The sequence below is a fragment of the Calidithermus terrae genome (genome assembly GCF_003574345.1).
GTDB classification, from domain to species: domain Bacteria; phylum Deinococcota; class Deinococci; order Deinococcales; family Thermaceae; genus Calidithermus; species Calidithermus chliarophilus.
The window spans coordinates 1-12,017 of the sequence record NZ_QXDL01000128.1 but is presented as its reverse complement, the minus strand read 5'-3'; the positions used below and the strand labels follow the sequence as shown (position 1 = coordinate 12,017).

The window sequence follows — 12,017 nt, the reverse complement described above, 5'->3', positions numbered from 1 at the left end:
GGGCGGGGGTCGGAAGGTGGGCGAGGCAAATCACCGGGCCATGTCCCCAGATCGCCCTGTTCGGCCCGCTCGAGCACCGGCAGGACGGCATTGCCCCAACACCTCGGGCATGAGCCGGGCCGAGCGCCGCAAGCTCGAGCGCGAGGAGAAGAAGAAGCATAAGAAGTAGGTCGTACGTCGTACGTCGTACGCCAGACGCAAAACGCCAAACGCCGGTCGTACGTCCTACGTCGTACGCCGTACGCAAGACGCCAAACGCGAGACGCGAGACGCAAGACGCCTTGTTCCCCCCTTAGCAAGGGGGGTCAGGGGGGATACCCCCTCCCCGCGTGCGGGGAGGGATGGGGAGGGGTGAACCACGAGCCTCGAGCCACGAGCTATGCACAAAGCGTGTCCCCGGCGTCTCGCGTACGGCGCATGACGTAGGACGTAGGACACACGACCCGAGTAGCATGACTTACATGCGATTCCCCTGGCTCGCCGCTCACGAGGTCAACCGTTATGCCCGGCCCCTTGCGGGCCTCGAGCGCCCGGTGCGGGTGGCCCACCTGTCCGACCTGCACATCGGGTACTACGTGGACGCGAAGATCATCGCGCACTGGGTCGAGGCCACCATGGCCCAGAAGCCCGACCTCGTCGTCATCAGCGGCGACCTCACCGACACCCACCGCGCCGAGTGGATCCGGCCCGCCGTGGCCGAGCTGGCCGGCCTCGAGGCCCCGCTGGGCGCGTGGGCGGTGTGGGGCAACCACGACTACCGGCTGCGGCGCTACAAGTCGCGCGACCTCTCCGACCTGCAGGGCTGGCTCGAGCAGGCCGGGGTGCGGGTGCTCAACAACGCCGGGGTCCAGCTCCGCGACGACCTCTACCTCGCCGGCGTGGACGACCTCTGGCACGGCCAGCCCGACGTCTCACAGGCCCTCAAGGACCACCGCGAGGGCGCGGTGCTGCTGGTGTGCCACAACCCCGACTACTTCTTCGAGGTGCCCGCCAAGGTGGGCCTGACCCTCGTCGGGCACACCCACGGCGGCCAGGTCATCCTGCCCATCCTGGGGCCGGTGAGCACCTCGTCGAGGTACGGCAAGCGCTTCGCCGAAGGCTGGTTCGAGGAGCCGGTGAAGGGCTTCGTCTCGAGGGGCCTGGGCGTCTCCACCGTCCCCATCCGCTTCCGGGCCAAGGCCGAGATCGTGATCCACGAGCTGCACCCGGGGAAGATCGGCAAGCGGTAAGCTATCAGCCATCAGCTAGTGTCCCGTGGTTCGCCCCTCCCCGTCCCTCCCCGCGCGGGGAGGGGGTATCCCCCCAGCCCTCCTTGCTAAGGGGGGTAAAGAAAGGGCGTCTTGCGTCTTGCGTCTTGCGTACGACGTAGGACCCGCGCCCGGCTATCAACCATCGCCCCCTCACCGCGTACGCAACACCGCCACCTTGTCCGCCCCCGAAAGCGGCAGCCACACCTCGCCCGGGCGGCCCAGGATCTGGCGCACGCTCGAGCGCGGCGAGGGCAGGGGGTAGGTGGTGAAGCGCTCGGTGGCGGGGTCGAAGCCGTGCACGGCGTTGGCCCCGAAGTCGGAGACCCACACCACGTCGCGCTCGTCAACGTAGACCGCGTAGGTCTGGGGGTTGGGGCCGGGGAGCTTCCACTCCTTCCAGGCGCCCGTTTTGGGGTCGTAGCGGCCGAGCTGGCCGGTGTTCCAGTAGCTCACCCAGACCATGCCCTTCGAGTCGGACCACACCCGCCGGGCGCCCTGGCCCTTGGTGGGGGGCTCGAGCACGGCGGCCTGTCCGGTGGCGGGGTCGATGCGGGCGACGTGGTTGCCGGCGAGGGAGGCGTAGTAGACCGCCCCGTCCGGGGTCGCGGTGATGCCGTAGGGGCCGCGGCCCCGCGGCGCGGGCCAGGCCTCGACCCGGCCCGTCCGGGGGTCCAGGCGGCCGTAGTAGCCGCTCTGCCCCGTGAACCACAGCACGCCCCTCGTGTCGAAGGCGGCGGTGTTGAGGTTGGCGCTGGCGGCGCTGGCGGGCAGGGGGTAGCGGCGCACCTCGAGGCTCTTCCCGTCCACCCGCACGATCGCGTTGAGGCCGCTGTCGGTGATCCAGGCCGCGCCGTCGGGCCCGGCGATGACCCCGTGGGGGGCCGAGCCTTCGCCCAGCTTGACGTAGGTGCTCTGCCCGCTCGCGGGGTCGAGGATGCCCAGCTCGCCGGTGAACTGCGCGGTGAACCAGACCTTGCCGTCGGGGGCTGGGGCCACGTCGTGGGGGTGGGAGCCCGGCTTGACCGGGTATTCCCGGATGGCCGTAGGGCTGGTCTGTGCGAGGCTCAACCCCAGCAGCACCAAAAATCCGGCTCTGAACATGGATACCCCCTATCGGACCGGCAGCCCGGCCCAGCCCTCGGCCAGCACGCGGGCGACCAGGCGGAAGCCGTCCGGCCCCAGCGGCCGGAAGATCGCCGCCTCGCCCTCGGCCAAGTTCACTTCAGCCGCGTCGCGCAGGTTGAACTGGTGGGCCACGAGGACGGTGTTGGTCCCGGGGGGCGGGACCACCGCCAGGAGCCTGCGCAGCGCCTCGGCCCGGGCCGGCCCCGACCCGCCCCGGATCTCCTCGCTGACCTCGAAGCGCCCGAAGGCCAGTTGGGCGGTCTCCCGCGTGCGGCAGTAGGGGCTCGCCAGCACGCTGCCCACGGGGATCTTCAAGGCGCGGAACGCCTCGCCGATGGCCCGGGCCTGGGCCCGCCCGGCCTCGTTGAGGTTGCGCTGCTTGCCGCAGTCCTGCAGGGCGGGGGCGTCGGTGTCGGCCTGGGAGAAGTCGGTGGCGGCGTGGCGGAAGTAGATGACGTAGCCGCCCTTCTGCAGGGCCTGGACCAGGGCAGCCCCCTCGAGCCCCTCCTGGGCGAAGGCCATGGGGAAGGCCGCCAGGAGCCAAAAGAGCCACCTCCCGGGCATGCCTCAAGTGTGCCCGGGAGCGAGGGCGTCAATTGTGGGTCAGGCCTCGACCGTGACGTTCTCGAGGTTGAGGTTGGAGTAGACGTTCTGGGTGTCGTCGAGGTCCTCGAGCGCCTCGATCATCCGCAGCACCTTCTCGGCGTCCTCCTGGCCGAGCGCCATGGTGTTCTGCGGGATCATGGTGATCTCGACGTCCTCGGGCTTGAAGCCGCGCTCCTTGAGCCCGCCGGCGATGGTGTAGACCTCCTGGGGGTCGGTGTAGATCTCCAGGCCCTCCTCGCTCTCCTGCAGGTCGAGGGCGCCGAGCTCGATGGCGGCCTCCTGCGCGGCCTCGGTGTTGGGCTCGAGCCAGATGTAGCCGCGGCGGTCGAACTGCCAGGCCACCGCGCCGCTGGCCCCCAGGCTGCCCCCGTGCTTGCTGAAGACGTGGCGCACCTCGCTGGCCGTGCGGTTGCGGTTGTCGGTGAGGGCGTACACCAGCACCGCCACCCCGCCGGGCGCGTAGCCCTCGTACACCACCTCCTCGTAGCTCGACCCCTCCTCGTCGCCGCCCTGCAAGCGCTTGAGCAGACGCTCGATGTTGTCGTTGGGGACGTCGTCCATCTTGGCCGCCTCGATGAGGTTGCGCAGCTGGACGTTGGCCGCCGGGTCGGCGCTGCCCCCGGCCCGGGCCGCGGCCGCGATGGCGCGGAGGTACTTGCTGATCACCTTGCCGCGCTTGAGGTCGTTGGCGGCTTTCTTCCGCTTGATCTGAGCCCATTTGCTATGGCCTGCCATAAGTCACCGCTCTCCATTATAGGGCGCTGGCCGGGGGGCTCGAGGAGGCGGTAAGCTTTCAGCCTTCAGCCCTCAGGGGTGAGCAGGAGGCTCGCGGCTCCTGGCCCGTGGTGAAAAGGGAACCCTCCGCGCACGCGGAGAGGGAATATCCCCCCATCCCCCCTTGCTAAGGGGGGTGACAATGCGTCTCGCGTCTCGCGTCTTGCGTACGACGTAGGACGTACGACGTAGGACGTACGACGTAGGACGTACGACGTACGACCGCGCCCGGCTATCAACCATCGCCATCAGCCCTCACCCTTCACCCCACCAGCCGCTCGAACCGCCCGATGCGCTCCACCAGCACGTCCATGCCCCCCTGCCAGAAGGCGGGGTCCTCCAGGTCGAAGCCGAAGCGGGCGGCGAGCTCCTTGGCCGGGTAGACCCCGACCGAGGCCAGCAGGTCTTCGTACCGGGGCAGGAAGCCGGGGCCGAGCTCGAGGTGCTTGTTGTACAGAGCCAGCCCGAAGAGCAGGCCGAAGGCGTAGGGGTAGTTGTAGAAGTCGATGCCGTAGTAGTGGCCCTTCACGGCCCACATGTAGGGGTGGTAGCTCGCCAGGCCGTCGCCGTAGGTGGCCTGCTGGGCCTCGAGCATCAGCGCGCAGAACTCGCTCGCCGACAGCTCGCGCTCCTTGCGCCGCTCGAAGACCGAGCGCTCGAAGAGGAAGCGGGAGTGGATGTCCACGATCACCTGGGCGGCGTCCTGGAGGTTGCCCTCCAGCAGCGTGACCTGCTCGGCCTCGCTCGCCTTGCGCAAGGCGGCCTCGGTGACGATGGTCTCGTTCATGATGCTGGCGGTCTCGGCCAGGGTCATGGGGCCGCGCGCGAGCAGCGGGGGCTTGGAGCGCAGGCAGTAGTTGTGGTAGGCGTGGCCGAGCTCGTGGGCCATGGTGCTCACCCCGCCGAAGCTCTCCTCGTAGTTGGTGAAGATCAGGCTCTCGCCGCCGCCGAAGTGCGAGCAGTAGGCCCCCACCTGCTTGCCTTTGCGGGGTTCGGCGTCGATGCGGCCCTCGGCGTACATGCGCCGGGCCACCTCGGCGTCGGCGGGGGAGAAGGAGGCCAGGTGCTCGATGATGAAGTCGCGGCCCGCCTCCCAGCCCCAACGGCTGTGGCCCTGGCCCACCGGGGCGAAGAGGTCCCACCAGTCCAGGCCCGCCTTCCCCAGCGCCTTAGCCTTGGCCCGGAAGTAACGCCGCCAGTGGGGGAAGCTGGCCTCCATCACCTCCTGCATAGCCCCCAGCGCCTTGCGGGTGATGCGGTTGGTGGAGAGGGTGGGCTCGAGGTCGTCGGCCCAGCCGCGCTTGCGGTTGAGGGTGCTCTGCTGGCCCTTCCAGCCGTTGAGCGCGGCGGCCAGGGGGATCTGGTGGGCCTTCCAGGCCTCGAGCTCGGCCTCGTAGGCGGCCTTGCGGGTGGCCTCGTCGGGGTTGAAAGCCAGCAGGCGGACGCTCGAGATGGGCAGCTCCTCGCCCCTCACCTTTACGGTGATCTGGCTCGAGACGTTGGAGTGCAGCCGGGCGAAGGCCCCCCCGCCCGAGAGGGAGAGCTCGGCCGCCAGCACCTCCTCGGGCTCGCTCATCAGGTGCTGGGCCTGGACGCGGGCCTCCTCCACGAGGATGCGGTACTCCCCGGCGTTCACCGCCTCGGGGTCGAGGGACGCCAGCCAGGTGGTGAGGGGCGAGCGCAGCTTCTGCAGCCGCAGCGAAAGGTTGCGGAAGAGGGAGTAGCGGGCCTGGGCCTCCTCGTCGCCCGAGTCGGTCGAGATGAGGGCGTAGAGGTAGGTGTTGATGCGGCTTTGCGAGAGGCTGATGGCGTTGAGCTGCTCGATGACGGCGGCGAAGGCGGCCGCGTCGCCCTCGCGCATGGGCCGGGCCCTGACCTCGTGGCGCCCGAACAGGGCCTCGAGCTCGGTGATCTGCTGCTCGAGGCGGGCGTAGGCCTCCAGGAAGTCGGGGCTTTGCAGGCCCTTGAACAGCGGCTCGAGGTTCCAGCGGGGGAGCTGTGCGGTGATGCTCATGGGGTGAGTATACGCAGTGTGTGGGCAGGTTTCCCCGGGCCACCCTTCGGGCTCACTCGAGCCGGCTCACCGGGCGCGGCCACAGGTAGACCTGGCCGCCCTGGCCGCTCGAGGCCAGCACGCCGGTCTTGGGGTTGAAGGTGAGGCTGTAGACCGGGCCGGGCTGGTCGGGGGAGACCATCATCAGGCTGGGGGCTTGCGGCTTGCCCAGGTCCCAAAAGCGCAGGGTGCGGTCGCCCGAGCCCGAGACCAAAAAGCGGTTGTCGCTGCTGAAGGCCAGGCTGGAGACGGCGTCGGTGTGGCCGGTGAGGGCGGCGAGCTGTTTGGGGTTGCCGTTGTCCTCTCGAGCCAGCAGGTCGAAGACCAGCACGCTCCCGTCGCCCAGCCCCACCCCCAGGAAGCGGTTGTTGCGGCTGAAGGCCAGCGCGTAGACGGGGGTGCTCGCCAGCTCCACCACGTTGACGCGGCGGGCGCTGCCTAAGTCCCAGACCTCCACCCCGCCCGTCGAGCGCCCCAGCACCATGGTGCGCCCGCTGGGGCTGAAGGCGGCCGAGAAGAGCAGTTGCGAGGTCTTGAACCCCTTGAGGTACTTGCCGCTCCTCACGTCCCAAAACGCCACGTCCCCGCCGAGCTGCACCGAGGTGAGGCGGGTGGCCGTGGGGTCGAAGCTGAGGTTCCACACGCCCTTGCCCGGCTTCATGAGCTGGACCTGCTTGCCCGAGGCCACCTCCCACACCCGGATGGTGCCGTCGCCCGAGCCCGAGGCCAGGAGCTTGCCGTCGCGGGAGAAGTCGAGGGCCCGCGCGTACTTGCTGTGCCCCTTGAGCACCCGCAGCTCCTTGCGGCTTTGCACGTCCCAGATGCGTACGGTGCTGTCGGCCACGCCGACCGCCACGTAGCGGCCGTCGGGGCTGTGGGCCATGGAGTAGACGTAGCTGGTCGCGACCTTGAAGCCCTCGGGCTTGCGGGGGTCGTAGAGCTCGAGCCGGGCGCTGACCTCCAGGGGCCGGTCGGTGAGCCGCACGGTCCGTTCGAAGTAGTAGTAGGTGCCTCCATCGGCCTCGGCCCGCAGCACCAGCTTGTAGCTGCCGGGCTCGAGGGCGTAGCTCGAGGTGGCACAGGTGCCGATCTCCTTATTGCCCAGTGAGACCTTCACCTCTTCGGGGGCGATCCCCGAGGGCAGGCCGCAACTGAGGCTGAGGCTGGCACCGGGACCCTCCTGGGCAAAGCCCAAGGAGGTAAGGCTGAGGAGTGCGTAGAGCAAACCGCGCATGGGGCCATTCTAATTCATGGGACGCGCCGGCCGCAGGTAGGGTTTTCCGGGCGGGCCGGGGTGAAGGTAGAGTTAAGCGGTGAGCGATTTCCCCGTCACCGTACACATCGACGTGCGCTTTCGCGACCTCGACCCGCTGGGCCACGTCAACAACGCGGTCTACCTGAGCTACGCCGAGACCGCGCGCGTGGAGTACTTCCTCCGGCTGGGCTACCCGGTGGGCGGCGGCAACTTCATCCTGGCGAGGGCCGAGGTGGACTACCGCCGCCCCATCGTCCTTCACGACGACGTGCGGGTGATGACCCGCGTGAACAAGGTGGGCAACAGCAGTTTCCGCATGCTCTTCGAGGTGTGGTCCAACGGCGAGCTCGCGGCCCGGGGCGAGACGGTGCAGGTCTGGCTCGAGGACGGCAAACCCAGCCCCCTGCCCCCTGCCCTGCGCGAGGCGATCCGGCGGCTCGAGGCCCGGCCCGTCGAGGGGCTGTAGCCCGGCCCCCCCGGGGGCCCGGCGGCTTTCCGGATGACCCCTTGACGAATCCGCGTCACCCCGCTACTATTGCTTTTGCGTCTGAAGCGCTTCCCCTGCCGGGATGGCGGAATTGGTAGACGCGCATGATTCAGGGTCATGTGCCCGCAAGGGTGTGCAGGTTCAAGTCCTGTTCCCGGCACCACGAGAAACCCCAGGCTACGGCCTGGGGTTTCTGCTTGGCTACCGCGCTCGAGGCCTAGCGGTGGCCCACGGGGTTGTAGAAGTTGCCCTTGTGGCGGTTGAGCACCTCGCGCACCTGGGGCTCGAGGCTCTCGGGCACGTCGGCCACGACCATCACCCCGCCGCGCTCGACCGCGGCGCCGTAGTACTCGGCTTCCTTGGGGTCGTAACCGGCGTTGGCGATGGCCCCGGCCAGCCCGCCCGTGGTGCCGCCCACCACCGCGCCGGCCACCGCGCCGCCCGCCACCGCGCCCAGGCTCTCGGCCAGGACGCCGGCCGTGATGAAGGGCCCCACGCCGGGGATCAGCGCGGCCGCGATGCCGAAGAGGGCGCCGGCCGTAGCGCCGACCGCCAGGCCTTTCCCGGCCCCCTCGAGGGCGCTTTCACCCTTCTCCTCGAGGTCGTGGCGGGAGACGAACGAGAGGTGGGTGTCGGTCACGCCGATGGTGCGGAGTTCGTTGACGGCGGCTTCCGCCTGGGCCCTGGAATCAAAGACTGCAGTTACACGTCCCATGTAATACCTCCTTCGGCCCATACTGTGCCCGCTTCGCCTGAGCCGTCACTGTCGAAAAACTGAGCCCGGCCTGAACCGGGCTCGAGGGGGCGAAGCCGCTCAGCTGCTGCGCCACTTGGCGGTGAGGGTGATCTTGACGGTGACGGTTTCGCTGCCCCGCAGCACCTTGAGGGTGATGGTGTCGCCGACCTGGCGGCTGCGCACGTAGGCGATGAGCTCGTCGGAGGACTGCACGGCCTTGCCGTCGACCTCGAGGATCAAGTCGGCGAGCACCCGGTTCTCGGACAGGCGGCGCGGGGGCTGCAGGCCCGAGGTGGCCGCCGGGTAGCCCTCGATCAGGTCGAGCACGACCACCCCGCCCTGGCGCAGCCCGTAGGCGCGGGCTTCGTCGTCGGTGAGCTGGCTGAGGCTCACGCCCATGAAGGGGATGTCCCGCCGGTAGCCCGCCTTGATCTGGCCGATCAGGCCGTTCAGGCCCAGCAAGGGCGTGGCGTAGCTCTGGAACACCGGCACGTCCTGGCCGTCCTGCTGTTCGCGGCCGATGGCGACGGCGACGGCCACCACCTTGCCCTCGGTGTTGAGCACGGGCCCGCCCGAGTCGCCGGGGGCTAGGGGCATGGTCGAGGCGATGAGGTCGCCGGGGAAGTCGGCGCGGATGGTGCGCCCGATGTTGGTGACCGTCCCGACGCGCGGGGCGATGAACTCCCCGCGCGAGTTGCCGATGGTCATGAGCGACTCGCTCCTGCGCACGGGCTTGGCGGTCTCGAGCTCCATGAAAGGCACCGGCCCGGGCACCTTGGCCTTGATGAGGGCGATGTCGCGCAGGGCGTCGTAGCCCACGACCTCGGCGGGGTAGCGCTTCTCGTCGGCGGTGCGCACCCAGAAGCGCTCGGTGTCCTCGATGACGTGGTAGGCGGTGAGCACCAGCCCGTCGGCGCTGATGAAGAAGCCCGAGCCCGTGCCCTGCGGCCGGGTCTCGATGCGAACCGCCGCCGGGTGGACCTGCTCGTAGACCCGCTCGAGCTGCACCTTCGCGGCCCGCGCGTCCAGCACGGGAGTTTCATCGTTCTTCTGGGCCCCGGTCGCCAGGAGCCCCATGAAACCGACCATGACGGCCAGCAACCAAATTCGCATGCCCTAAGTGTAGGGCTCGAGGATGCCATGAAGCGGCGATCTGGGGCACGATGTGAAGAGGGAGGCAGGGAGGCCGGGGGCTGGGCGTGGGTCGTGCGTTTTAGGTCGTACGTCGTACGTCGTACGCAATACGCCAAACGCAATACGCCAAACGCAAAACGCCCTTACTTTTCCCCCCTTAGCAAGGGGGGCTAGGGGGGATAAACCCTCCCCGCCCGCGGGGAGGGACGGGGTGGGGTCCACCACACGCCACAGGCCACGGGCCTCCCGCTTACTGCTGACGGCTGAAAGCTTACCGCTCTTCCTGACCCCCGCTTTGGTATCCTGAACCGGATGAAACGGGTTTTCTCCGGGTTTCAACCCACGGGCGAGCTGCACATCGGCAATTACCTCGGGGCGATGGTCAACTACGTGGCCCTGGGGGAGAAGCTCGGCCGGGACGCGATCTATTGCATCGTGGATTACCACGCGCCCACCAACCCGGCCGCCTACGACAAGGAGCTGTTGCGGCAGCGCACCTTCGAGGCCGGCCTGGTCAACATCGCGGCGGGCCTCGACCCCGACAAGGTGATCCTCTTCGTGCAGTCGCACGTGCCCGAGCACACCGAGCTGGCCTGGGTCTTCACCACCCAGACGCCCTACGGCGACCTCACCCGCATGACGCAGTTCAAGGACAAGGCGGCCAAGCTCGAGTCGGTCCCCGCCGGGCTGCTGATGTACCCCGTGCTCATGGCCGCCGACATCCTGATCTACAAGGCCGACACCGTGCCCGTGGGCGACGACCAGACCCAGCACCTCGAGCTCGCCCGCGAGATCGCGCGGCGCTGGAACCTCGAGTACGGCGAGACCTTCCCCGAGCCCCAGATCTACCTCAACCCCAACGCCCCGCGCGTGCCGGGCATCGACGGCAAGGCCAAGATGAGCAAGAGCGTGGGCAACACCATCGGCATCCTCGAGGACGCCGAGAGCATCTGGCAGAAGATCCGGGTCATGCCCGACGACCCCGCCCGCATCCGCCTCTCCGACCCCGGCGACCCCGACCGCAGCGTGGCCTTCAAGTTCCTGCAGTACTTCGCCCCGCCCGAGCTCATCCAGGTGTTGCGCGAGGAGTACGCCCGCCGCGGCATCGGGACGCTGGCGGTCAAGCAACTGCTGTTCCAGGAGATGATGAAGTCGCTGCGGCCCATCCGCGAGCGGGCCGCCGAGCTGCGGGCCAACCCCGAGCGGGTGATGGACGCCCTCGAGGACGGCGCTCGGCGGGCGCGGGCCATCGCCCAGGCCACCATGGAAGAGGTGCGCGAGAAGTTCGGCCTGCTCTCCCCGCGGCGGAAGGTGCTTTCTTGATCCACCTCGAGTTCCCCGGCTTCGCGGGCACGCCCCTCCAGCTCTCGGAGGCGGTGCGGCGCGGCGGCGTGGCGGCCAAGGAACTGCCGGTGTTGGCGCTCGTCGAGCAGGCCCTCGCGCAGGTCGAGGCGCTCGAGCTCGCCCAGCGCAGCGAGCTCTTGCCAATTCTGGCCGAGCTGATCCTCTTCAAGCTGCGGGCCTTCGCCAAGGCCAGGCCCGCGCCGCAGGAAGAGGACGGCTTCGACGACGAGGCCACGGGCTTCCTCGAGACCCTCGTCGCCCTGCAGGAGGCCATCGAGTTCCTGCGCCAGCGGGCGGAGGAGCGCTCGAGGGTGCTGCCGGTGCCCCCGCCGCCCCTGCCCAAGGACCGGCGCCTGAGGCCCCTGCCCGTCGAGCGGCTGCTGGAGGCCGTGCGGCCCTTCGCCCGCCGGGCCGAGATCCGGATGGAGCCCGAGCGCTTCGGGCTCAAGGAGGCCTGGGCAAGGGTGCGGGGATTCCTGGTGCGGGCGCGGCGGGCGCTGTTCGGGCAACTGCCCCTGGAGACCTGGGCCGAGCAGACCGTGGCCTTCTCGGCGCTGCTCGAGGCCCACCGCGTGGGCGACGTGCGCCTGCGCCAGGGGGAGAACTTCGGGGAGCTCGAGGTCGAGTTCACCGCGCCGGAGACCCTGCCCGACGTGTCCCGGCCGGGCTCGGCGTTGCAGGCTTCGGCGGACTGAAGCCACGAACAGCCGGTAGCTCATAGCTGCGGCAGGTCCGGGCTATGAGCCATTAGCTATTCACACTTGCAGCACGAAGTCGAAGCGGGCTTGCCAGAGGGTGTTGCTCTTCTGCACGGCCATGGTCAGGCGCCGGTCGAAGATGCGGTCGGAGGCGTTGGCGGGCTCGCCGGGGAAGTAGAGCTGGGAGGTGAGCACCGGCCGGCCGGGGGCCTGCACCTTGACGTGGATGTGGCGGGTGCGGCCCGGGTAGAGGCCGGGGACGACGGTCTCGAGCGCGAAGCGGCCGCTGGCGTCGGTGAACTGGTGGCCCCGCAGGCGGAAGCCCTGGTTGTCGTAGAGTCCCTGCGCGTCGCACTGCCAGAAGTCGAGCAGGGCGCGGGCTACGGGCTTGCAGCCGGTCGAGAGCACGTAGCCCTGGACCAGCAGGCGGGTGCCGCCGAGGCCGGGCTCGAGCAGCGAGCGGCGCTCGGGGCTTTGCGGCTTGAAGTAGGGGCCCTCGGTCTGGGGCGGGGTGAGCTCATCGTCCTCGTCGCCGCAGGCGGGGGTGGCGGGGAG

12 protein-coding genes and 1 tRNA gene are annotated in these 12,017 nt (G+C 69.5%); 5 read left to right on the top strand and 8 right to left on the bottom strand.

From position 1 onward, the window contains the following. Positions 1 to 461: 461 nt before the first annotated feature. On the top strand, positions 462 to 1,229 hold the full coding sequence (locus Mterra_RS13970) for a metallophosphoesterase (RefSeq protein WP_119315731.1): 768 nt from the start codon (positions 462 to 464) through the stop codon (positions 1,227 to 1,229). A gap of 171 nt (positions 1,230 to 1,400) precedes the next feature. Here the strand turns inward: Mterra_RS13970 and Mterra_RS13965 are convergent, their stop codons facing one another. The 5 genes from Mterra_RS13965 to Mterra_RS13945 all read right to left on the bottom strand — a co-directional run bounded on the left by Mterra_RS13965 (position 1,401) and on the right by Mterra_RS13945 (position 7,042). After that, positions 1,401 to 2,351, bottom strand: a complete 951-nt coding sequence (locus Mterra_RS13965; RefSeq protein ID WP_218022939.1) for a Vgb family protein — start codon at positions 2,349 to 2,351, stop codon at positions 1,401 to 1,403. A 9-nt stretch (positions 2,352 to 2,360) separates the two neighbouring features. Next, positions 2,361 to 2,939 (bottom strand): histidine phosphatase family protein, encoded by a 579-nt coding sequence (locus Mterra_RS13960; RefSeq protein ID WP_119315729.1) that lies wholly within the window; start codon positions 2,937 to 2,939, stop codon positions 2,361 to 2,363. Positions 2,940 to 2,978: 39 nt separating this feature from the next. Then, positions 2,979 to 3,716 (bottom strand): YebC/PmpR family DNA-binding transcriptional regulator, encoded by a 738-nt coding sequence (locus Mterra_RS13955; protein WP_119315728.1) that lies wholly within the window; start codon positions 3,714 to 3,716, stop codon positions 2,979 to 2,981. Positions 3,717 to 4,017: 301 nt separating this feature from the next. Then, positions 4,018 to 5,769, bottom strand: a complete 1,752-nt coding sequence (locus tag Mterra_RS13950) for a M3 family oligoendopeptidase (protein ID WP_119315727.1) — start codon at positions 5,767 to 5,769, stop codon at positions 4,018 to 4,020. A gap of 52 nt (positions 5,770 to 5,821) precedes the next feature. Next, the gene (locus Mterra_RS13945; RefSeq protein ID WP_119315726.1) at positions 5,822 to 7,042 is read right to left on the bottom strand and encodes a WD40 repeat domain-containing protein; all 1,221 of its coding nucleotides are present in this window, start codon (positions 7,040 to 7,042) and stop codon (positions 5,822 to 5,824) included. A gap of 79 nt (positions 7,043 to 7,121) precedes the next feature. Here Mterra_RS13945 and Mterra_RS13940 point away from each other — a divergent pair, with 79 nt between their 5' ends. Continuing rightward, complete coding sequence (locus tag Mterra_RS13940) at positions 7,122 to 7,529, top strand: acyl-CoA thioesterase (RefSeq protein WP_119315725.1); 408 nt, start codon at positions 7,122 to 7,124, stop codon at positions 7,527 to 7,529. 97 nt (positions 7,530 to 7,626) lie between these two features. Next, positions 7,627 to 7,713: transfer RNA gene (locus tag Mterra_RS13935), tRNA-Leu, on the top strand. A gap of 54 nt (positions 7,714 to 7,767) precedes the next feature. On the opposite strand, the gene Mterra_RS13930 is transcribed toward Mterra_RS13935, so the two are convergent. Then, a complete protein-coding gene (locus Mterra_RS13930) occupies positions 7,768 to 8,265 on the bottom strand; it encodes a hypothetical protein (RefSeq protein ID WP_147372799.1) in 498 nt (165 codons plus the stop codon). Positions 8,266 to 8,364: 99 nt separating this feature from the next. Then, complete coding sequence (locus tag Mterra_RS13925; RefSeq protein ID WP_119315723.1) at positions 8,365 to 9,399, bottom strand: S1C family serine protease; 1,035 nt, start codon at positions 9,397 to 9,399, stop codon at positions 8,365 to 8,367. A 333-nt stretch (positions 9,400 to 9,732) separates the two neighbouring features. Here Mterra_RS13925 and trpS point away from each other — a divergent pair, with 333 nt between their 5' ends. Both trpS and Mterra_RS13915 read left to right on the top strand, forming a co-directional pair. After that, complete coding sequence (gene trpS / locus Mterra_RS13920; RefSeq protein WP_119315722.1) at positions 9,733 to 10,743, top strand: tryptophan--tRNA ligase; 1,011 nt, start codon at positions 9,733 to 9,735, stop codon at positions 10,741 to 10,743. Next, on the top strand, positions 10,740 to 11,459 hold the full coding sequence (locus Mterra_RS13915) for a chromosome segregation protein ScpA (RefSeq protein WP_119315721.1): 720 nt from the start codon (positions 10,740 to 10,742) through the stop codon (positions 11,457 to 11,459). Before trpS ends, Mterra_RS13915 begins: the two co-directional genes overlap by 4 nt. 60 nt (positions 11,460 to 11,519) lie before the next feature. On the opposite strand, the gene Mterra_RS13910 is transcribed toward Mterra_RS13915, so the two are convergent. After that, a partial coding sequence (locus Mterra_RS13910; RefSeq protein WP_119315720.1) for a dioxygenase family protein occupies positions 11,520 to 12,017 on the bottom strand: 498 nt, incomplete at its 5' end.

Bases quoted from the DNA above. Each gene is read 5' to 3' on its own strand.
- Mterra_RS13970 (WP_119315731.1), top strand. From the start codon at position 462: ATGCGATTCCCCTGGCTCGCCGCTCACGAGGTCAACCGTTATGCCCGG.
- Mterra_RS13965 (WP_218022939.1), bottom strand. From the start codon at position 2,351: ATGTTCAGAGCCGGATTTTTGGTGCTGCTGGGGTTGAGCCTCGCACAG.
- Mterra_RS13960 (WP_119315729.1), bottom strand. From the start codon at position 2,939: ATGCCCGGGAGGTGGCTCTTTTGGCTCCTGGCGGCCTTCCCCATGGCC.
- Mterra_RS13955 (WP_119315728.1), bottom strand. From the start codon at position 3,716: ATGGCAGGCCATAGCAAATGGGCTCAGATCAAGCGGAAGAAAGCCGCC.
- Mterra_RS13950 (WP_119315727.1), bottom strand. From the start codon at position 5,769: ATGAGCATCACCGCACAGCTCCCCCGCTGGAACCTCGAGCCGCTGTTC.
- Mterra_RS13945 (WP_119315726.1), bottom strand. From the start codon at position 7,042: ATGCGCGGTTTGCTCTACGCACTCCTCAGCCTTACCTCCTTGGGCTTT.
- Mterra_RS13930 (WP_147372799.1), bottom strand. From the start codon at position 8,265: ATGGGACGTGTAACTGCAGTCTTTGATTCCAGGGCCCAGGCGGAAGCC.
- Mterra_RS13925 (WP_119315723.1), bottom strand. From the start codon at position 9,399: ATGCGAATTTGGTTGCTGGCCGTCATGGTCGGTTTCATGGGGCTCCTG.
- trpS (WP_119315722.1), top strand. From the start codon at position 9,733: ATGAAACGGGTTTTCTCCGGGTTTCAACCCACGGGCGAGCTGCACATC.